Origin of the sequence: Paraburkholderia sp. BR14312 (assembly GCF_040948675.1) — a bacterium.
GTDB classification, from domain to species: domain Bacteria; phylum Pseudomonadota; class Gammaproteobacteria; order Burkholderiales; family Burkholderiaceae; genus Paraburkholderia; species Paraburkholderia nodosa_A.
On sequence record NZ_JBFPKI010000002.1, the window covers coordinates 231,801 to 248,358 of the forward strand.

Consider the following 16,558-nt stretch of genomic DNA (forward strand, 5'->3'; position numbering starts at 1 on the left):
TCTGTTACATCTGGTGCATAAGCCTTAACAAATCCGTGAGCATGGAAACAAGCCCGCCGGATACAGTGCCCTGCATGGGATAGCGCTAAACGCTGCGGCAGCAAAGCGCCAAATCCCATCGACAGGAGAACAATGATGACGCGCACACCTACGATCACCCAGTTTCGGCGCACTTCGCGCCGCACGCTGTTTGCGCTCGCCGCGCTCGCGGCGCTGAACCTCGCAGCCGCGCCCGCGGTCTTCGCGCAGGCAGCGCCGCCCGATGCCGCGACCGCCCCCGCTGCCACGGGCGGCGATCCGCCGAGCCGCGTCGCGCGTCTGGACTACATGGCCGGCGCCGTGACCACCGAGCCGGCCGGCGCGAGCGACTGGTCGTACGCGCAGCTCAACCGCCCGCTCACGACCGGCGATCAGCTCTGGAACGACGCCAATGGGCGCTCGGAAATGCACATCGGCTCGACGGCGGTGCGCCTCGGCGCGCAAACGAGCCTCGACGTCCTCAATCTCGACGATCAAACCGCGCAGCTCAAGATCGCGCAGGGCACGCTCTCGACGCGCGTGCGCGAAGTGCCGCCCGGCAGCTCGTATGAAATCGACACGCCGAACCTCGCACTCGGCGTGACGAGCCCCGGCGACTATCGCGTGGATGTGGCACCCGACGGCAGCAGCACGACCGTCACCGTGCGCAGCGGGAGCGTGACCGTGTACGGCGAAAACGGTCAGACGCCGATGACGGCCGGCCAGCAGATCCGCTTCGCCGGCACCGACCTGCAGCAGGTGGCGAGCGACCAGACGCCGCCGCCGGACGCCTTCGACCAGTGGGGGCTCGCGCGCGACGCCGCCGAGGACCGCTCGGTCTCGGCGCGCTACGTCTCGCGCGACGTCCCGGGCTACCAGGACCTCGACAACAACGGCACGTGGCGCAACGATCCGCAATATGGCGAAGTCTGGACGCCGAACTCGGTGCCCTCCGGCTGGGCGCCGTATCACGACGGCCACTGGGTGTGGCAGGCGCCGTGGGGCTGGACGTGGGTCGATGACGCGCCCTGGGGCTTCGCGCCGTATCACTACGGACGCTGGGCTTACGTCGACGATTCGTGGGCGTGGGTGCCCGGGCCGGTCGTCGAAAGCGCGCCGCCCGTCTATGCGCCGGCGCTGGTCGCGTTCGTGGGCGGCGGAGACGGCGGCACGGACTGGGGCGTCAACCTCGCGGTAGGCGGCGTCGCGGCCGCGGGCGTCGCGTGGTTCGCGCTCGGGCCGGGTGAGCCATGGCATCCGCACTGGGGCGGCTGGAGCCCGCACTACTACGAGCGCGTGAACCAGACCGTCGTCGTCAACAACTACCGGCGCGACGTCAACATCACGAATATCAACGTTCACAACACCTACGTGAACTATCGCGCGCCGGGTGCGGTGACGGCGGTACCGGCCACGGCGTTCGTCCATGGTCAGCCGGTCTCGCGGTTCGCGCAGCGTGTCGATCCGCAGCAATGGCGCAATGCGCGCATCGACCCGGGCACGCCTGGCATCGCGCCTGTGAAGGGCAGCTTCGGGCCCAACATGCGCCGAGCCGACTACCGCCCGCCCGCGGCGCTCAATCAGCGTCAGGTCGTCGCCACGCGCGCGCCGGTCGCACCGCCCGCATTCCACGACAACCTCGCGCAGCGCTTCGCCCACGCCGGCGGCACGGTGCCGGGGGCAGGCGCGCCCGTGGTGCGCGTGTCGGCGCCGGCGCATGCGCCGTCCTCGCCGTTCTCTGCCGCAGCTCACGGCGCGTGGCCCGCACAGAACGTGCGTGTCGTACCGCCGCACTCACCGGTGCTTGGCGCGACGGGCAGGCCGGCGGCCCCGCAGGCGCAAGCCGGCCGTCCGGGCATGCCTGGCGGCGCCCCCCAACCGGGCGCCGCAGCCGCCAACGCCATGCCGCGTGGCCCCGAACATGGCCAGGCGGGCATGCCGCCCGCTGCCGCGCAGGAACATGGCGTGCCGCGTCCGCCGCAGTTTGCGGGCCGGCCCGAAGGCGGCGCGCCTGCAGCCGGTCAGCCCGGCCCGGGCGCGATGAACGCGGCCAACGCGGCGCGCGGCGAAGTGCATCAACCGGCCTGGACACAGCCGCACGCGCCGATGGCCACACGAGGCCAGCCGGGCAGCAACGAGGCAGGCCGACCGCCCGCCGTCGCGATGCAGGAGCAGCGTGACGCGGCGCGTGGCCAGCCGCAGCCGCAAGCGCAGCAACGGATGCCCGAGCCAGCCGCGGCGCAGCACGGCCAGCAGATGCCGCAGCAAGCCGAGGCGCGGCCGGCGCAGCAGCCCGCGGCGCGCCCCGAGTTTCATCCGCAAGCGCAAGCGCAGCCGCAGCCGCAACCGCAGCAGCGCGCCGAGGTCCGGCCGCAACCCCAGCCGCAACCGCAGCAGCGCGCCGAGGTCCGGCCGCAACCCCAGCCGCAACCGCAGCAGCGCGCCGAGGTCCGGCCGCAGCCGCAGCCCCAGCCGCGTCAGGAATTCCATCCGCAGCCGCAACCGCAGCAGCGCGCCGAAGCCCGTCCGCAGCCGCAACCGCAGCCGCGCCCGGAATTCCATCCGCAGCCCCAGCCCCAGCCGCAGCAGCACGCGGAGGCCCGCCCGCAGCCGCAGCCCCAACCGCGTCCGCAGCCGCAGCCCGCGCCTCATCCGCAAGAGCGTGCAAGCGGTGGCAATCACGACGATCGCCACCACGGCTGATCGACGCGCCGCCAACGAAAAAGCCCGCGAACGTCGCCGTTCGCGGGCTTTATTCATGGCGCGGTCATACCGGCCACTCACGCAAATGCAAGCGCCTCACACTGCCATCGGCGCGGTCAGCGGCTCGTGATGCCGGTAGTCGACGAGCGAGAAGTCCGACGGCTCGACCTTTTCGAGCCACTGAGGCTCGTAGACGCCCGTCTTCGAGTACTCGGGCACGCGCTCGGAGATGGCCAGACGCGGGCTCGCGTACGGCTCCCGGCGCAGCTGCTCGTTGAGCATATCGAGCTGGTTCTCGTAGATGTGCGCGTCGCCGATGAAGTACGTGAACCAGCGCGGCGTATAGCCCGTGAGCCGGCCCACCAGGTGCAGCAGCACCGCGCCTTCGGTGAGGTTGAACGGCGTGCCGAGGCCCACATCGTTGCTGCGGATGTAGAGGCACAGCGAGATTTCGCGCTTCGTCGGGTTCGGCAGGAACTGGTACAGCAGATGGCAAGCCGGCAGCGCGATCTCTTCGAGCACGGCCGGATTCCAGCCATGAAACAAAATTCGCCGGTCGGTGGGGTTGCTCATGATCGTATCGAGGCACTGACGCAGCTGGTCCACCGCCTTGTAGAGCAGCACCTTGGAGCGGCCATCCTCGGTAAATTCTGCCACGCGCGCATAGCCGCGCGACTGCGCGTCGGCGAGCTGTGCGGCGGCGTCGCCGTCGAGCACCTTGTAAGCAGGCCAGCGCCGCCATTGCACGCCGTACACGTCGCCCAGGTCGTCCGTGCCCTGGCGGTACGGGTTGGCGAGCCACTGGGCGTTCTCGTTCGCGTTGGCGTCCCAGACCTTGCAGCCCAGCGCCCTGAAGTCGGCTGCGCTGCGCGAGGCGCGCAAAAATCCGATCAGCTCACCCACGGCCGACTTGAATGCCAGCTTCTTCGTCGTCACTGCGGGGAAGCCCTCCTGCAGGTCGAAGCGCAGCATGGCGCCCGGCTGGCTGATCGTGCGGATGCCGGTGCGGTTTTCCTGCCAGGTGCCGGTGTCGAGAATCGAGCGGACGAGCTCGAGATACTGTTTCATGCGCGGTTCCCTCGTCGGGCACGTGGCGCCCGGTTCGGATTCAGGATGGAAAAGGAGGATTTTACCCGGCGCGCGCGTCCCGGGTCGGCCGCGCCGAAAGCGCAAGTGCATCACGCAACGGTGACAAGGGCGGAACGCCCACAGGACGGACTACGACGAGCCCGGAGAAAGTCTCGCGACGCTATAAGACGCAGCGAAACGAAACGCATGGCAAAGGCTGCGCAAAGCGACGGCGCGCGATCCACGCGTAGAGCACGAAAGTGCCGGTCGCCTCAATCGACGTCAAGCGCCCTCAGGCAACCCCACTCCGCCTCAACCGCCCGAAGCCAGGCCGCCCGGATGCGGCGCGAGCGGCTCGCTTTCCATATGGCGCATGCCATGCGCGCACAAGAGCCGGTACAGCGTCACGCGGGAGATGCCGAGTTCCTGGGCGGCGTCACCGAGGCGGCCGCGGTGGCGCAGCAGCGCGAGTTCGATGGCCTGGCGCTCGGCGGCTTCACGCGCCTGGGCGAGCGAGACCGGCACCACCTCGACGTAGTCGCCGAGTTCGAGATCGCGCGCCGTGATCGCACGGCCCTCCGACATCACGATGGCGCGCCGCACGCGGTTGATCAACTCGCGCACGTTGCCGGGCCAGCTGTAGTTGTGCAGGGCGGCGATGGCGTCGGGCGAAAAGCCGCGCAGGCGCCGGCTGCCGTCCTTCTTGAAGCGCTCGAGCATGTGCCGCGCGAGCAGCTCGATGTCCTTGCCGCGCGCGCGCAGCGGCGGCTCGTCGATCTGCAGCACGCACAGACGGTGATACAAATCCTGGCGGAAGCGCCCTTCCACCATCGCCGCGCGCATATCGACGTGCGTGGCCGAGATGATGCGCACGTCCACGGGAATCGACTGATGACCGCCCAGGCGCTCGATCTTGCCTTCCTGCAGGAAACGCAGCAGGCTCGCCTGGCTTTCCATCGGCAGGTCGCCGATTTCGTCGAGAAAGAGCGTGCCGCCGTTGGCCGATTCGACCCGGCCGATCTTGCGCTGGCTCGCGCCCGTGAACGCGCCGCGCTCGTAGCCGAACAGCTCGGACTGCAGCAGGTGCGGGGGAATGGCGCCGCAGTTGATCGGCACGAACGGCGCGCTGCGGCGCGCCGAGCGCTCGTGGATCGCCACCGCCGTGAGTTCCTTGCCCGTGCCCGACTCGCCGGAGATGAACACCGGCGCATCGGTCAGCGCGACCTTGCGGATCGAGCGGAACAGCGCCAGCATCGCCTCGCACGAGCCGACCATTTCGCCTTCGGTGCCGCCCGTGGTGTCGTTCGAGGCGACTTCGCAGAGCGAGACCATGCCATACGCGTGGCCGACGGAATCGACGATCCGATCGCCGTTCCAGGGGACCGTTACGTAATCGAAACAGTAATCGCGCACCAGACGGCGCAGCGTTGCGTCCTGCAACTGGCCCGTCGTGGTCGCAGCCACCCAGCCGACGTTGGGCAGCGTAAGGCACGGCTCGAACGAGCCGATTTCATGCAGATGGAATTCGCTGGAAAGATCGAGCAGCCCGCCCGCAGGCATCCCTGCGCGGAGAGCGCGCCGCGCGTCCCGTGCGTTGCCGACGATCTCCACCTGCCAGCCACGCTCGTGGAACCGCTCGTTCAACGCTTCGACCGGTTTTCGCGTCACGTACACCAATTGCCGCGTTGCAGGTTCCATTATTCAGATCCTCTTGCCAACACCATCGTTTGGGAATGACGGCACGCACCTGAATGTACAGACACGCAGCAAAAAGCGGCTTTCGCGTACCTGAAAAACAGTGAACGCGCATGCTTTTGCTGACAGTGAATCCCCGAGTTGTGGCGTGTGTGTCAACTTGCCCAGTTGCGGGCGTTTTCTTTTAGGCATTACGGCTTTTTCTGAAGCTTACTATAGCCTCGTGGCACTTGGATAGAATTTATGCAATGGGAATCGATAAGGGACCGATGGAAATGTTTCCACTAGTTTTCCGGCATTTTGTCAGTGCAGAAAGAATTACGGATGTTTCCTTTCTCTCAATAGTTAAGTGTCTGGCGCGCAAACGTTCTCCTTTGAAACCCGTATCGCATTCCAAACGGGTTTAAACAGCCCCACGTTTCAGCGCTGAAACATTTTGGCGAATATCCGCCATTCAAAATTTGCAGAGAATAGTGCGGTTCGAAGCGTATCAATGGATTGCGGGCGATGGCACACGTTTCGCTAAATGTCTCGCATCAGGAGATACGCCATGCGACTCAACATCCAGCAGGTCCGGCGCAGTGTCATTGGCTACGGCAGTGCATGTGCCGCCATGCTCGTTCCCGCCGCCCTCCTCCTACTCTCGCCCGGTGCTCGCGCACAGGCAGTGGACGATGCACCTGCCGCGCCAACTGTGGTTGCCAGCGTCGCCAGCGCCACCCCGGATGTCGTTCCTGCAACACCTGCGGCACTCGTTCCCGCCACGCTAGCAGTGGGCACGCCGGCCAGCGACACGACTTCGACCGCCGCGGCCCCGGCCAGCACCACGTCCGCCAGCGCCCCCGCCCCGGCCGACCCCGTCGCCTTTGGCAATGACGGCGTCTTCGCGGGCATCGGCTCGCTCGACGACCAGACGCTTTCGCGCCAGCGCGGCGGCGCCGTCGGCATGGTGATGATGGCTGCCACCCCGCAACTGATGCGCGGCAACAACAACGTGACGCTCTGGGACGAAATCGCGCCGCCCGCACCGCTGCCGATCCCTGTCGACGCGACCCAGAACGCGCAGGGCAACCTCGCGAGCTACACGAGAAAGTAACGATGAGATAGCACCCGCGCCGCTTGCGGCGCGGTGTCCTGGTTCACTGCGAACACGCGCGACCAGGACGAAATGACCGGACGAGGCGCCGATGTGCCGACTCCGGCCAGGAGGAGACCAGCATGAGAGCACGCAATTCGACGCGCGGCGCCCGCCGCCGGTCGGCCCAGGTCGCCGCCGCCCTGTGCGGCTTACTGGCCGCGAGCGTCACGGCGGGCGTGGCCGCCCAGCAGGTCACGAACCCCGGCGACGTCATCGTCGAACGAGACATCACGCCGCGCAGCGCTTTCGACAACGTGCCGAAGAGTCAGGACCCGGTGCTCGTGCGCGCCACGACCTTCCCCAAGAACAGCTTCGACCCGGCGATGGCGACGCTCGTCACCGACACCGATCTCACCAACGCGCACGGCTCGAGCGGCGTCAACGCGAACGGCGCATTGAGTGCGCAGACCGCCGGCGTCCAGGCGCTCACGCGCATTCTCACGGGCAGCGCAACCGGCTCGAATGTGGCGGCCGGAGCCGGCGCGACCGGCGGCGTCGGCGCCGGTCTCGGCGGCACGATTTCCTCGACGATCACGGGCGCGCTCGCCCCACTTTCGGGCGCCATGGGAGGCATGAAATGAGCCGTTCGATCCAGACGTCACGCGCGTGGCGCACGGCGCTTTCAGGCGCGCTCGCCGGCGTCGCCGCGCTCGCCTTCGCGAGCGCCGCGCAGGCCCAGGTGAGCGTCGGCGCGACGGCGAGCATCGCCCCGGGCGCCGCCACCTCGACGACCGGCGCGCTCACGGTGAACGAGACCGCGGGTGTCGACAACGCGCAGGCCAACCAGCTGACGATCACGACCGGCAACGTGTCGATCAATGTCAACGGCGACGAGCAGCTCGCCAGCGTCACGGCGCGACTCAAGGGCGCGAGCGCGACGATAGGTGCAGGAGCTTTTGCAAACGCGAACGGCGCAATGATGGTGAATCAGTCGGCGGGCGTGGGCAATGTCCAGCGCAACACTGCTCTCATCAGCAGTGGTGCGATTGGTGTAGTGGCGGTCTCGGACGGCGAACTGTCCGCGGCGGCTGCTCAAAACGGCGGTCAGGGGCAAATGGCCCAGGCAGGGGGTATTCGTGAGGTACGCATCGACAATGCGGCATTCAGGAATGCGACGGGCCTCGTGCAGGTGAACCAGACGGCCGGCGCCGGTAACGCTACGGCAAACAGTTTTGTGCTCCGTCCCCCGGCGGGCACTCTTTTTTAACTGACCACTCAGTATCGGAGCGAAATCATGAAGCGCACCCTCATAGCAGCGGCAGTTCTTGCGTCGGCGGTAGGCTCCGCTCACGCGGCAAATTCGGCGTATCTCTTCAACGCCACAGGCGTCACGCAATACGTAGGCATCGAAGGCTTTGTCGCGCTGTTCGGCTGCGTCTCGGTTTCGAGCACCGCCGGCGCCGTCATCAACAACAACCAGACCACCGGTGGCGGCACGCTGCTTCCGCAAGCGCAAAGCTACAACAGCGGCAAGATCACCACGGCAGTGAACAACACCACGTGGAGCGTGACGGGCACGGGCAGCAATTCCTTCTCGAAGTCCTCGAGCTCGAGCGAGTCGAGCAGCTCGTCGTCGTCGAGCAGTTCGTCGCATTCGCATCAAGTGAATGCGTCGAACTCGAAGAGCTCGTCGAGCAACTCGAGCTTCAGCAAGACCTTCAACGCAAGCGCGAGCGCCGACTATCACGTCGCGACCGACAATGGCAGCACACATGACCACACGACTGCCAGCACCTATAGCGACACGGGCAGCGCGGCCCTTGGCACGAGCTACAGCAGCGTAGGCAACAACACGTCGACGAAGTCGCAGAGCGGCAATGGCAGCCTCCAGGCCAACGCATCGTGGTCGCACACCGGCAACCACCGGAACGGCTCGGCCGGCATCGACCTCACTGGCTCGGAAAGCACGTCGCACACCACGACCAACTCGCACAACAACAGCGACACGACGAACGTCGGCGCGGCCTGGTCCGTGAACAACAACAAGAATACGAGCAACAGCTCGACGACCGCCAATACGGCTCATGCTGACGGCACGGCCAGCGCCGCGCTTTCGACGAGCGTGAACGGCACGAGCGAAAAGTCGAAGAACTCGTCGAGCACGTACGCATCCATGTACAGCTCGTCGAGCTCCAGCTCGGATTCGCATAGCCACTCGTCGTCGCGCAGCTCGAGCTCGAGCAAGAGCTGGGGCTACAACGTGAGCGACTCGCTCAACACCGTCGACGAGCACACCACCGGCTCCGTTACGCAGCATATCAACACACAACAGGCGGGCACGCTCGACGCCAATACCGGCAACGGCGCAGCAACCGGCGTGACGGGCAACCTCGGCGTGAACATCGCTGAAGGCATCAACAACGCGCAAAGCAACGACGTCGCGCTCGCTTCCGTCGACATGGGCAACGTGTTCGGCAACGCGCAGATCTTCAACACGCAGGCGTCCAGCGGTAGCGCCCACGTGAAGAACTTCAACCTGAACGCGTCTGTCGGCGACGGCTCTCTCGCCAACGTATCGGGCAACGTCGGCGTGAACGTCGCATCCGGCATCGGCAACGCGCAGAACAACAGTCTTGCGGGCTCGGTGACGACGGCAACCCCGGGTGCCTACTCGACGGTTGCGATGGTCGCGACGGATAACAGCTCGCAGAACGCCAACATGTCGGCAGTCGGCCAGTTCCAGGGTACGGCCAGCCTCGGCGCCAATACGCTCACCGGCGCGCAAGGCAACATCGGCGTGAACATTGCCGGCGGCATCGGCAACCTGCAGCACAACGGCATGGCAATCGCCGCGATGAACAACGGCCACTAAGCACGGTTGGCAGCACTGCAGGAACTGGGCTCGCCCCAGGCAGAAAACGCAGCAAGCAACGCGCGCCGGCTGTCCCACCGCAGCCGGCGCGCATACCAGAAGGCAGGAGACCACCATGTCCGGGCCCGTATCGACCCCGGCATCAAGGATGTTTGTCGTCGCGCTGACGCTCTCGGCCAGCGCAGCCCTTGTGCCTGTGCATGCGCAGCAGTCGACGCTCGACGCGACCCACCTCGTCGGCGTGCCGGTGAAGCTGCCGCTCCACTCGATGCGGGACCTGCGCTATCGCAGCATCGTCAGCCAGCAGTACGACTACAGCTGCGGCGCCGCCGCACTCGCCACACTGCTCAAGTATGGCTACGGCATCGACATCCCCGAACCTGAGCTGATCCGCCAGATGATGGTGTTCTCCACGCCCGAGGTGGTCGTCAAGAACGGCTTCTCCATGCTCGACATGAAGAAGTTCGTCGAGACGATCGGCTTGCGCGGCCGCGGTTTTCGCGTCAATACCGACGCGCTCTACCACCTGCAGATTCCCGTGCTGGTGCTCATGAACATCGATGGCTACGAGCACTTCGTGATCGTCAAGCACGCCGAGAACGGCCGCATCTTCATTGCGGACCCCGCGCTCGGCAACCGGATCGTCGCCGAAGACGACTTCGCCAAAACATGGAACGGCCTCGTCTTCGCGGTGCTCGGCAAACCGTTCCTGGAGGACTCTCCGCTGTTGCAGAACAACGAGTCGCTCGCGCTCAAGCTGCGTGAACAAGCCTTGCTCAATGGCACTGCGGCGACTCCCTTCTTCGAATACGGCCTCGATAAGGCCGTCATGTTCTGAAGTCCGAAGAATCATGAAACGCAACCTCTCACAGTGTGGCATCGCGGCGGCCGTCTGCGCGCTCGCCTGCGCTTTTTCGAGCGGTGCGCTAGCGGCTGAAGGCATCGGCTTGCCGCAACCGGTGCCGGCGTTTCTCGCGAACGCCGACGGACAGGCGCAAGGCATCCGCTGCGAAGCCGTCGGCGACGACGTGCTCGCGCATCAGACCGGCAAATATGCCGGCAGCGACATGATTTCCGGGTTCGTTCTGAACCTGCTTTCTCAATGGCAATTGCCAAACGGCGCGACCGCAGTCGCGCAAGGCGCGCTCGCGGTCGCCCAGAACGCGGCCAACCAGGTGAGCGCGCAGGTGAAGACCTACGCAACCGTGATCGACCCGACGCAGAGCGGGGCCACGGGCGCAAACAGCGGCGCCAACCCGAACGCGACGGCCACCGGCGGCCAGAACGTCTCGATCAACGGCGTCTCGCAGATCACCCAGGTGGCCGGCAACGGCAATACGGGCGCCAATGCCGCCACCATCTCCTATGACAACAACGCGCCGCACCTCGCGAATCTGCCAGGCGCCGCCAACCAGTCGAGCGCGTCGGCATCGAACGCGACCGGCAGCATAAGAGCGGGCATCTCGTTCGGCAGTAACGGCGTCAACGTGACGCTGCAGACGCCGGCGGGCATCGCCACGCAGAACATCGTGCCGGGCAACTTGCAGCAAACCGGCGCGATCGCCCAGTTACTCCAGGTCGCAGGCAATAACCAGCAGGTCGCCAACCAGTTGCAACTGAGTCTGCAGACGCAGCAGATGACGTCGCAAATGATCCGGCAGACCGGCGTATTACAGGCTCTGCGAAATCTCCACTAACCGAGGGCCTACACGAGACGTGCCAGTCAAGGAGACCACCACGCGGGCAAGGACCCGCGCGAGAAGCAGCACTTTGAATGAGGAGCATCGACGTGCGCGGGCGTGGAACCAGGGGGTTCCGCCGGGCGCCCGCATTCGATCCCGGGGGAAGAACAATGAAGATGATGTCCAGGGCGGCCGCGCCACACGTGTCGCTGGCCGCCATTCCAGCAGCCGTTTTACTATTCGCGCTCTCGCAATCCGCCCACGCGCAGGCGCTACAAAGCCAGTCGATCGAAGACCGCCTGAATACGCTCATGCGCGTCGTCGACGAGCAGCAGAGGCAAATCCAGTCGCTGGAGCGCCAGGTGACGAACCTCGAAATGGCGCAACGCGGCCGCGGCATGCCGGGCGCGGGCGCGCCTGACGCCGCGTCGGGCGCGACGGTCGCGGAACAGCCGGGCGCAGACGGTCTGCCTGTGCCCCTGCCGCCGCTCGCCCAGGCGCTGCCGGGCGCGACGGCGCCGGGTTCGCTCACCGGCACGGCCACGGGCGTGCCGGTGAACCCGCCCTCGCCCGACGCGGGCGCGACCAATGGTGCGACCGGCACTTCGGCCGCGAGCGGGCCGCAGCAGGGCGCGCCCGTTGGTATCAACCCGGGCGTCAATCCCAACACCGGCAGCCCGACCGTGGGTGAGACGCAAAAGAGCGCCGAGCCGTCGCGCACGCAAGCCGAAGAGGCGGTCGTGCAGCGCGAGCACGCGCCGCTCTTCGACCACAAGCTGACGTTGGACTGGGGCATCAGCGACAGTTACTACGATCGGCGCCAGCTCCAGCTTTCGGGCTTTCTTGCACTCGACGCGATCTTCCTCGGCAACATCAATCTGGGGCAGACCAAGTCGCACACGATCACGGCCGACCTCGACACGCGCTACGGCCTCACGGACCGCATGAGCATCGATGTGGACGTGCCTTACGTCTACCGGCACAGCACCTTCATCGTGGGTGGCGCGGGCGGCTCGGCCAGCACGCTCACGGATGCATCGGTCAATTCGAACGCCATCGGCGACGTGAACTTCGGGATCTACTACCAGTTCCTGAAGGAAACCAACAGCATTCCCGACGTGGTCGGCAGCCTGCGCGTGAAAACGGCGACCGGCACCTCGCCGTTCGGCATCAAGGTTCAGCAGATCACGCCCGACAACACCAATCTCGTCGCTCCCAGCAAGCTGCCTACAGGCACGGGCTTCTGGAACGTCACGGCCGGCATCTCGGTGCTGAAGACCTACGACCCCGTGGTGCTGTTCGGCAGCTTCTCATACACGTACAACATCTCACGCTCGTTCGCCGACATCTCCTCGGTGATCGGGCAGACCGAGCCTGCCGAAGTGAAGCTCGGCGACATCATCCAGTTCGGCGGCGGCGTAGCGCTCGCCTTCTCGGACAAGGACTCGGCGAGCATCTCGTACACCATGGCCATCGAGCCGCAGTCGAAGACCAAGTCGCCGGGCGGCACCTGGACCGGCGTGCCGGGCAGCCAGACGACCGCCTCGGTGCTCAACTTCGGCCTGAATCACGTGGTGAACAAGCACCTGACGATCAACGGCGCGGTGTCCGTCGGGCTCACGCCCGATGCACCGAACTTCGTCGTCGGCGTGCGATTCCCTTACACCTTCTGATCACATGAGGCCGATCGTGCGCGAATCCTCACATCTGGGCGCCACTGTGACACCACTCGCCGGAGCCGGGCAGCGTCTCGCCGTGGGCGGGCCGCCGCTTGCCGAAGATATCCCCGACGTGGGCCGCGCGCGCGATGCGAAGCCCGAGGCGGGCATCGAGCGCACCCTGCTGTATGTCGCGCGTACGCCCGACCCGCTGCTGTGTGCCTACCTCAAGAGCCGTGGCTGGGAAATCTCGACCGCGCGCACGGTGCACGAGGCCTCGCGCCTCGTGAAACCGGAGGCGGCCTACGCCGGCATCATCGATCTCACGGGTTTCGCGCCGCGCGAGTTCGCGGGCCTCGAGACGATTCTGCGGCTGCAGCAGGTGGGATGGATCGCGCTCACCGACGATTCGCGCCTCACCGACGCCGAAGTGCGGCGCTTGATCCGCCACTATTGCTTCGACTACGTGCACGTGCCGGTCGCGCATGCGACGCTCGACTACCTCGTGGGCCACGCGTTCGGCATGGTGTCGCTGTGCGATCTCGACACGCCGGCCGCCACAGCGAGCCAGGACGATGACGAGATGGTCGGCACCTGTGAAGCGATGCAGCAGCTCTTTCGCACGATCCGCAAGGTGGCCAACACCGATGCCACCGTATTCATCTCGGGCGAATCGGGCACCGGCAAGGAACTCACTGCGCTCGCGATCCACGAGCGCTCCGCGCGGCGCAAGGCGACCTTCGTGCCGATCAACTGCGGCGCGATCCCGCACCATCTTCTGCAATCCGAATTGTTCGGCTACGAGCGCGGTGCGTTCACGGGCGCGAACCAGCGCAAGATCGGGCGCGTCGAATCGGCCAACGGCGGGACGCTCTTTCTCGACGAAATCGGCGACCTGCCGCTGGAAAGCCAGGCAAGCCTGCTGCGCTTTTTGCAGGAAGGCAAGATCGAGCGGCTGGGCGGCCGCGAGCAGATTCCCGTGGACGTGCGCATCATTTCGGCCACGCACGTCGATCTCGAGGCGGCGATGCGCGACGGACGCTTTCGCGCCGACCTCTTTCACCGCCTGTGCGTGCTGCGCGTGGACGAGCCGCCGCTGCGCGCGCGCGGCAAGGACATCGAAATTCTCGCGCATCACGTGCTGCACAAGTTCAAGCAGGACAGCGCGCGCCGCATCCGCGGCTTCACGCCAGACGCCATCGAGGCCCTGTACAACTACAACTGGCCTGGCAACGTGCGCGAGCTCATCAACCGCGTGCGCCGCGCGATCGTGATGGCCGAAAGCAAGCTGATCTCGGCGGAGGATCTCGATCTCGCGCACTTCACCGCGCAGCAGACGGTCACGCTCGCGCAGGCGCGCGAGGCCGCGGAGCGGCGCGCGATCGAAGCGGCGCTGCTGCGGCACCGGCACCGGCTCACGGAAGCCGCTGCCGATCTCGGCATCTCGCGCGTGACGCTTTACCGGCTGATGGGCACGCACGGCCTGCGCGACGAAAAAACGTTCTTTGGCGGCGATGCGGAAAACCAGGCGGAATTGCCGCCCGACGGGCAGGACTGAAAGAGCCGATGCCGCGAGGAAGCGCGTCGGGGCGCCCGGCGCGCTCGGGTAGAATGACTGCGAACAGCTTACAACCTCGCACCTCTACCCTTTCGATGACGACGCTCACTCTCATTGTCGCGCGCGCCCGCAACGGCGTGATCGGCCGCGACAACGCGCTGCCCTGGCGGCTCCCCGAAGACCTCGCGTTCTTCAAGCGCACCACGATGGGCGCGCCCATCATCATGGGCCGTAAAACGCACGAATCGATCGGCCGCGCCTTGCCGGGCCGCCGCAACATCGTCGTGACGCGCGACGCGGGCAAGCGCTTTCCCGGCTGCGACACCGCCACGAGCCTCGACGAGGCGCTCGCGCTCGCGGCCCAGGACCAGGCGCCCACGGCGTTCCTGATCGGCGGCGCGCAGCTCTACGGCGAAGGACTCGGGCTTGCGCGCGAACTCGTCGTGACGGAAATCTCCGCGGACTTCGAGGGCGACGCCACCTTCCCCGCGCCCGACCCCGACGTGTGGGAGGAAACGTCGCGCGAGTCGCTGCATGCGAATGCACCGAACGACTTCGATTTCGCTTTCGTGCGGTACGTGCGGCGGGATTGATCGACGGGGGCGCGCAGCGCGGCCCACCAAAAGCAAAACGGCACGCCAGGGCGTGCCGTTTTCATCGAGCCAGCGCAGAAGGCGCTAAAGGGCGCTTACTGGCCCGCCACCGTCATCCGCTCGATCAGCACCGAGCCGGTCTGACGCGTGCCGCGCGCGAGCGTATCCGCGCCCACGGCGACGATGTGGTGGAACATCTCCTGCAGCGTGGAAGCCACCGTGATTTCTTCCACCGGGTACTGGATCTTGCCGTTCTCCACCCAGAAGCCCGACGCGCCGCGCGAATAGTCGCCCGTCACGAAGTTCACGCCCTGCCCCATCAGTTCGGTCAGCAACAGGCCCGTGCCGAGCTTTTTCAGCATCTCCTCGAAGTCGTCCTCGGGCTTCGTGAGCGAGCTCTGGAACTGCAGGTTGTGCGACCCGCCGGCGTTGCCCGTGGTCTGCATGCCGAGCTTGCGAGCCGAATACGACGACAGGAAATAGCCCTGCACGATGCCGTCCTTCACGACTTCGCGGCGCTGCGTGCGCACGCCCTCTTCGTCGAACGGCGCGCTGCCGGCCGCGCGCGGCACATGCGGGTCCTCGACGATCTGGATGTGCGGCGCGAACACCGGCTTGCCGAGGCTGTCGACGAGGAACGACGTCTTGCGATACAGCGCGCCGCCGCTCACAGCCTGCACGAACGCGCCGAGCAAGCCCGCCGCGAGCGGCGCCTCGAACAGCACCGGCACCTTGCGCGTGTCGAGGCTGCGCGCGTTCAGGCGTGAAAGCGCACGCTCGGCCGCATAACGCCCGACGGCTTCGGGGGAGGCCAGCTCGGCCGCGCTGCGCCGCGAGGTGTACCAGTCGTCGCGCTGCATGTTGCGGCCGACGCCTGCGATAGGCGCACACGAAACGTAGTGGCGCGAGTACGGATAGCCGTGCATGAAGCCGCCCGAGGTGGCGAGCACGAACTGCGAATGCTGCGCCGACACGCTCGCGCCTTCGGAATTCTTCACGCGCGGGTCGACGGCGAACGCGGCGTCTTCGGCGCGGCGCGCGATTTCCACGGCCTCGTCGGCGGAGAGATTCCACGGGTGATAGAGGTCGAGGTCGCGCGGCGCGGTTTCGAGCAGATCGCGCTCGGCGAGGCCCGCGCAGTCGTCGTCGGCGGTGAAGCGCGCGATGTTGTACGCGGCCGCCACCGTGTCCTTGAGCGCCTGCGGCGAAAAGTCCGAGGTGCTCGCGTTGCCGCGCTTGTTGCCGATATAGACGGTCACGCCGACCATCTTGTCGCGGTTGTGCTCGATCGTCTCGACCTCGCCGCGCCGCACCGAGACGGACAAACCGTCGCCTTCGGAAATCTCGGTCGCGGCGTCGCTCGCGCCGAGCGCGCTGGCATGCCGCAGGATGTCTGACGCGATCTCCTTCAGCTCGTCCTGGGTGTGGGGGAAAAAGCGTTGCCGGGCTTCGATGTCTGCTGCCATTGTCGTTACGGTCCGGTATTGGGCCGGTGCGGCCCGCTGATGTCGTGTTTCGCTGGTGTCGATTCAGGTGCCTCGGAACGCGCAGCGTTCGCAAAGCGCATCCCGCGATCATAGCAAGGTATGTGAACACGCATCACAGGCGCTTTCGCCGCCTGGCCCCCGCACCA

13 protein-coding genes are annotated in these 16,558 nt (G+C 66.5%); 10 read left to right on the forward strand and 3 right to left on the reverse strand.

The window, feature by feature from the left end; genetic code table 11:
- Positions 1 to 132 precede the first annotated feature (132 nt).
- A complete protein-coding gene (locus AB3X98_RS06870) occupies positions 133 to 2,721 on the forward strand; it encodes a DUF6600 domain-containing protein (RefSeq protein ID WP_368605513.1) in 2,589 nt (862 codons plus the stop codon).
- A gap of 96 nt (positions 2,722 to 2,817) precedes the next feature.
- On the opposite strand, the gene AB3X98_RS06875 is transcribed toward AB3X98_RS06870, so the two are convergent.
- Complete coding sequence (locus AB3X98_RS06875) at positions 2,818 to 3,789, reverse strand: thymidylate synthase (RefSeq protein WP_368605514.1); 972 nt, start codon at positions 3,787 to 3,789, stop codon at positions 2,818 to 2,820.
- Between the two features lie 312 nt (positions 3,790 to 4,101).
- Positions 4,102 to 5,487, reverse strand: a complete 1,386-nt coding sequence (locus tag AB3X98_RS06880) for a sigma-54 dependent transcriptional regulator (protein ID WP_069262603.1) — start codon at positions 5,485 to 5,487, stop codon at positions 4,102 to 4,104.
- 547 nt (positions 5,488 to 6,034) lie between these two features.
- Between AB3X98_RS06880 and AB3X98_RS06885 the strand changes: the two genes are divergently transcribed.
- The 9 genes from AB3X98_RS06885 to AB3X98_RS06925 all read left to right on the forward strand — a co-directional run bounded on the left by AB3X98_RS06885 (position 6,035) and on the right by AB3X98_RS06925 (position 14,925).
- Positions 6,035 to 6,580, forward strand: coding sequence for a hypothetical protein (locus tag AB3X98_RS06885; RefSeq protein WP_368605515.1), 546 nt, complete (start codon positions 6,035 to 6,037; stop codon positions 6,578 to 6,580).
- A 122-nt stretch (positions 6,581 to 6,702) separates the two neighbouring features.
- On the forward strand, positions 6,703 to 7,203 hold the full coding sequence (locus tag AB3X98_RS06890) for a hypothetical protein (protein WP_368605516.1): 501 nt from the start codon (positions 6,703 to 6,705) through the stop codon (positions 7,201 to 7,203).
- Positions 7,200 to 7,829, forward strand: a complete 630-nt coding sequence (locus AB3X98_RS06895; RefSeq protein ID WP_176732841.1) for a hypothetical protein — start codon at positions 7,200 to 7,202, stop codon at positions 7,827 to 7,829. Before AB3X98_RS06890 ends, AB3X98_RS06895 begins: the two co-directional genes overlap by 4 nt.
- A gap of 27 nt (positions 7,830 to 7,856) precedes the next feature.
- Complete coding sequence (locus AB3X98_RS06900; protein ID WP_069262606.1) at positions 7,857 to 9,434, forward strand: hypothetical protein; 1,578 nt, start codon at positions 7,857 to 7,859, stop codon at positions 9,432 to 9,434.
- Positions 9,435 to 9,582: 148 nt separating this feature from the next.
- Positions 9,583 to 10,272: a C39 family peptidase gene (locus AB3X98_RS06905; RefSeq protein WP_141710611.1), complete on the forward strand. Its 690-nt coding sequence runs from the start codon at positions 9,583 to 9,585 to the stop codon at positions 10,270 to 10,272.
- A gap of 13 nt (positions 10,273 to 10,285) precedes the next feature.
- Positions 10,286 to 11,131, forward strand: a complete 846-nt coding sequence (locus AB3X98_RS06910; protein ID WP_368605517.1) for a peptidase C39 — start codon at positions 10,286 to 10,288, stop codon at positions 11,129 to 11,131.
- Positions 11,132 to 11,286: 155 nt separating this feature from the next.
- Positions 11,287 to 12,789 carry a hypothetical protein gene (locus AB3X98_RS06915; protein ID WP_342945419.1) on the forward strand — a complete coding sequence of 501 codons (1,503 nt, stop codon included), beginning with the start codon at positions 11,287 to 11,289 and terminating at the stop codon, positions 12,787 to 12,789.
- Between the two features lie 118 nt (positions 12,790 to 12,907).
- Entirely contained in the window at positions 12,908 to 14,332 is a 1,425-nt protein-coding gene (locus tag AB3X98_RS06920; RefSeq protein ID WP_368605541.1) for a sigma 54-interacting transcriptional regulator, read from the forward strand.
- A gap of 95 nt (positions 14,333 to 14,427) precedes the next feature.
- Positions 14,428 to 14,925: a dihydrofolate reductase gene (locus tag AB3X98_RS06925; protein ID WP_368605518.1), complete on the forward strand. Its 498-nt coding sequence runs from the start codon at positions 14,428 to 14,430 to the stop codon at positions 14,923 to 14,925.
- 95 nt (positions 14,926 to 15,020) lie between these two features.
- Here the strand turns inward: AB3X98_RS06925 and pmbA are convergent, their stop codons facing one another.
- On the reverse strand, positions 15,021 to 16,391 hold the full coding sequence (gene pmbA / locus AB3X98_RS06930; RefSeq protein ID WP_324161641.1) for a metalloprotease PmbA: 1,371 nt from the start codon (positions 16,389 to 16,391) through the stop codon (positions 15,021 to 15,023).
- Between the last annotated feature and the right edge of the window lie 167 nt (positions 16,392 to 16,558).

Excerpts from the sequence above, each read along its gene's own strand:
- AB3X98_RS06870 (WP_368605513.1), top strand. The coding sequence starts at position 133 with ATGATGACGCGCACACCTACGATCACCCAGTTTCGGCGCACTTCGCGC.
- AB3X98_RS06875 (WP_368605514.1), bottom strand. The coding sequence starts at position 3,789 with ATGAAACAGTATCTCGAGCTCGTCCGCTCGATTCTCGACACCGGCACC.
- AB3X98_RS06880 (WP_069262603.1), bottom strand. The coding sequence starts at position 5,487 with ATGGAACCTGCAACGCGGCAATTGGTGTACGTGACGCGAAAACCGGTC.
- AB3X98_RS06885 (WP_368605515.1), top strand. The coding sequence starts at position 6,035 with ATGCGACTCAACATCCAGCAGGTCCGGCGCAGTGTCATTGGCTACGGC.
- AB3X98_RS06890 (WP_368605516.1), top strand. The coding sequence starts at position 6,703 with ATGAGAGCACGCAATTCGACGCGCGGCGCCCGCCGCCGGTCGGCCCAG.
- AB3X98_RS06895 (WP_176732841.1), top strand. The coding sequence starts at position 7,200 with ATGAGCCGTTCGATCCAGACGTCACGCGCGTGGCGCACGGCGCTTTCA.
- AB3X98_RS06900 (WP_069262606.1), top strand. The coding sequence starts at position 7,857 with ATGAAGCGCACCCTCATAGCAGCGGCAGTTCTTGCGTCGGCGGTAGGC.
- AB3X98_RS06905 (WP_141710611.1), top strand. The coding sequence starts at position 9,583 with ATGTTTGTCGTCGCGCTGACGCTCTCGGCCAGCGCAGCCCTTGTGCCT.
- AB3X98_RS06910 (WP_368605517.1), top strand. The coding sequence starts at position 10,286 with ATGAAACGCAACCTCTCACAGTGTGGCATCGCGGCGGCCGTCTGCGCG.
- AB3X98_RS06915 (WP_342945419.1), top strand. The coding sequence starts at position 11,287 with ATGAAGATGATGTCCAGGGCGGCCGCGCCACACGTGTCGCTGGCCGCC.
- AB3X98_RS06925 (WP_368605518.1), top strand. The coding sequence starts at position 14,428 with ATGACGACGCTCACTCTCATTGTCGCGCGCGCCCGCAACGGCGTGATC.
- pmbA (WP_324161641.1), bottom strand. The coding sequence starts at position 16,391 with ATGGCAGCAGACATCGAAGCCCGGCAACGCTTTTTCCCCCACACCCAG.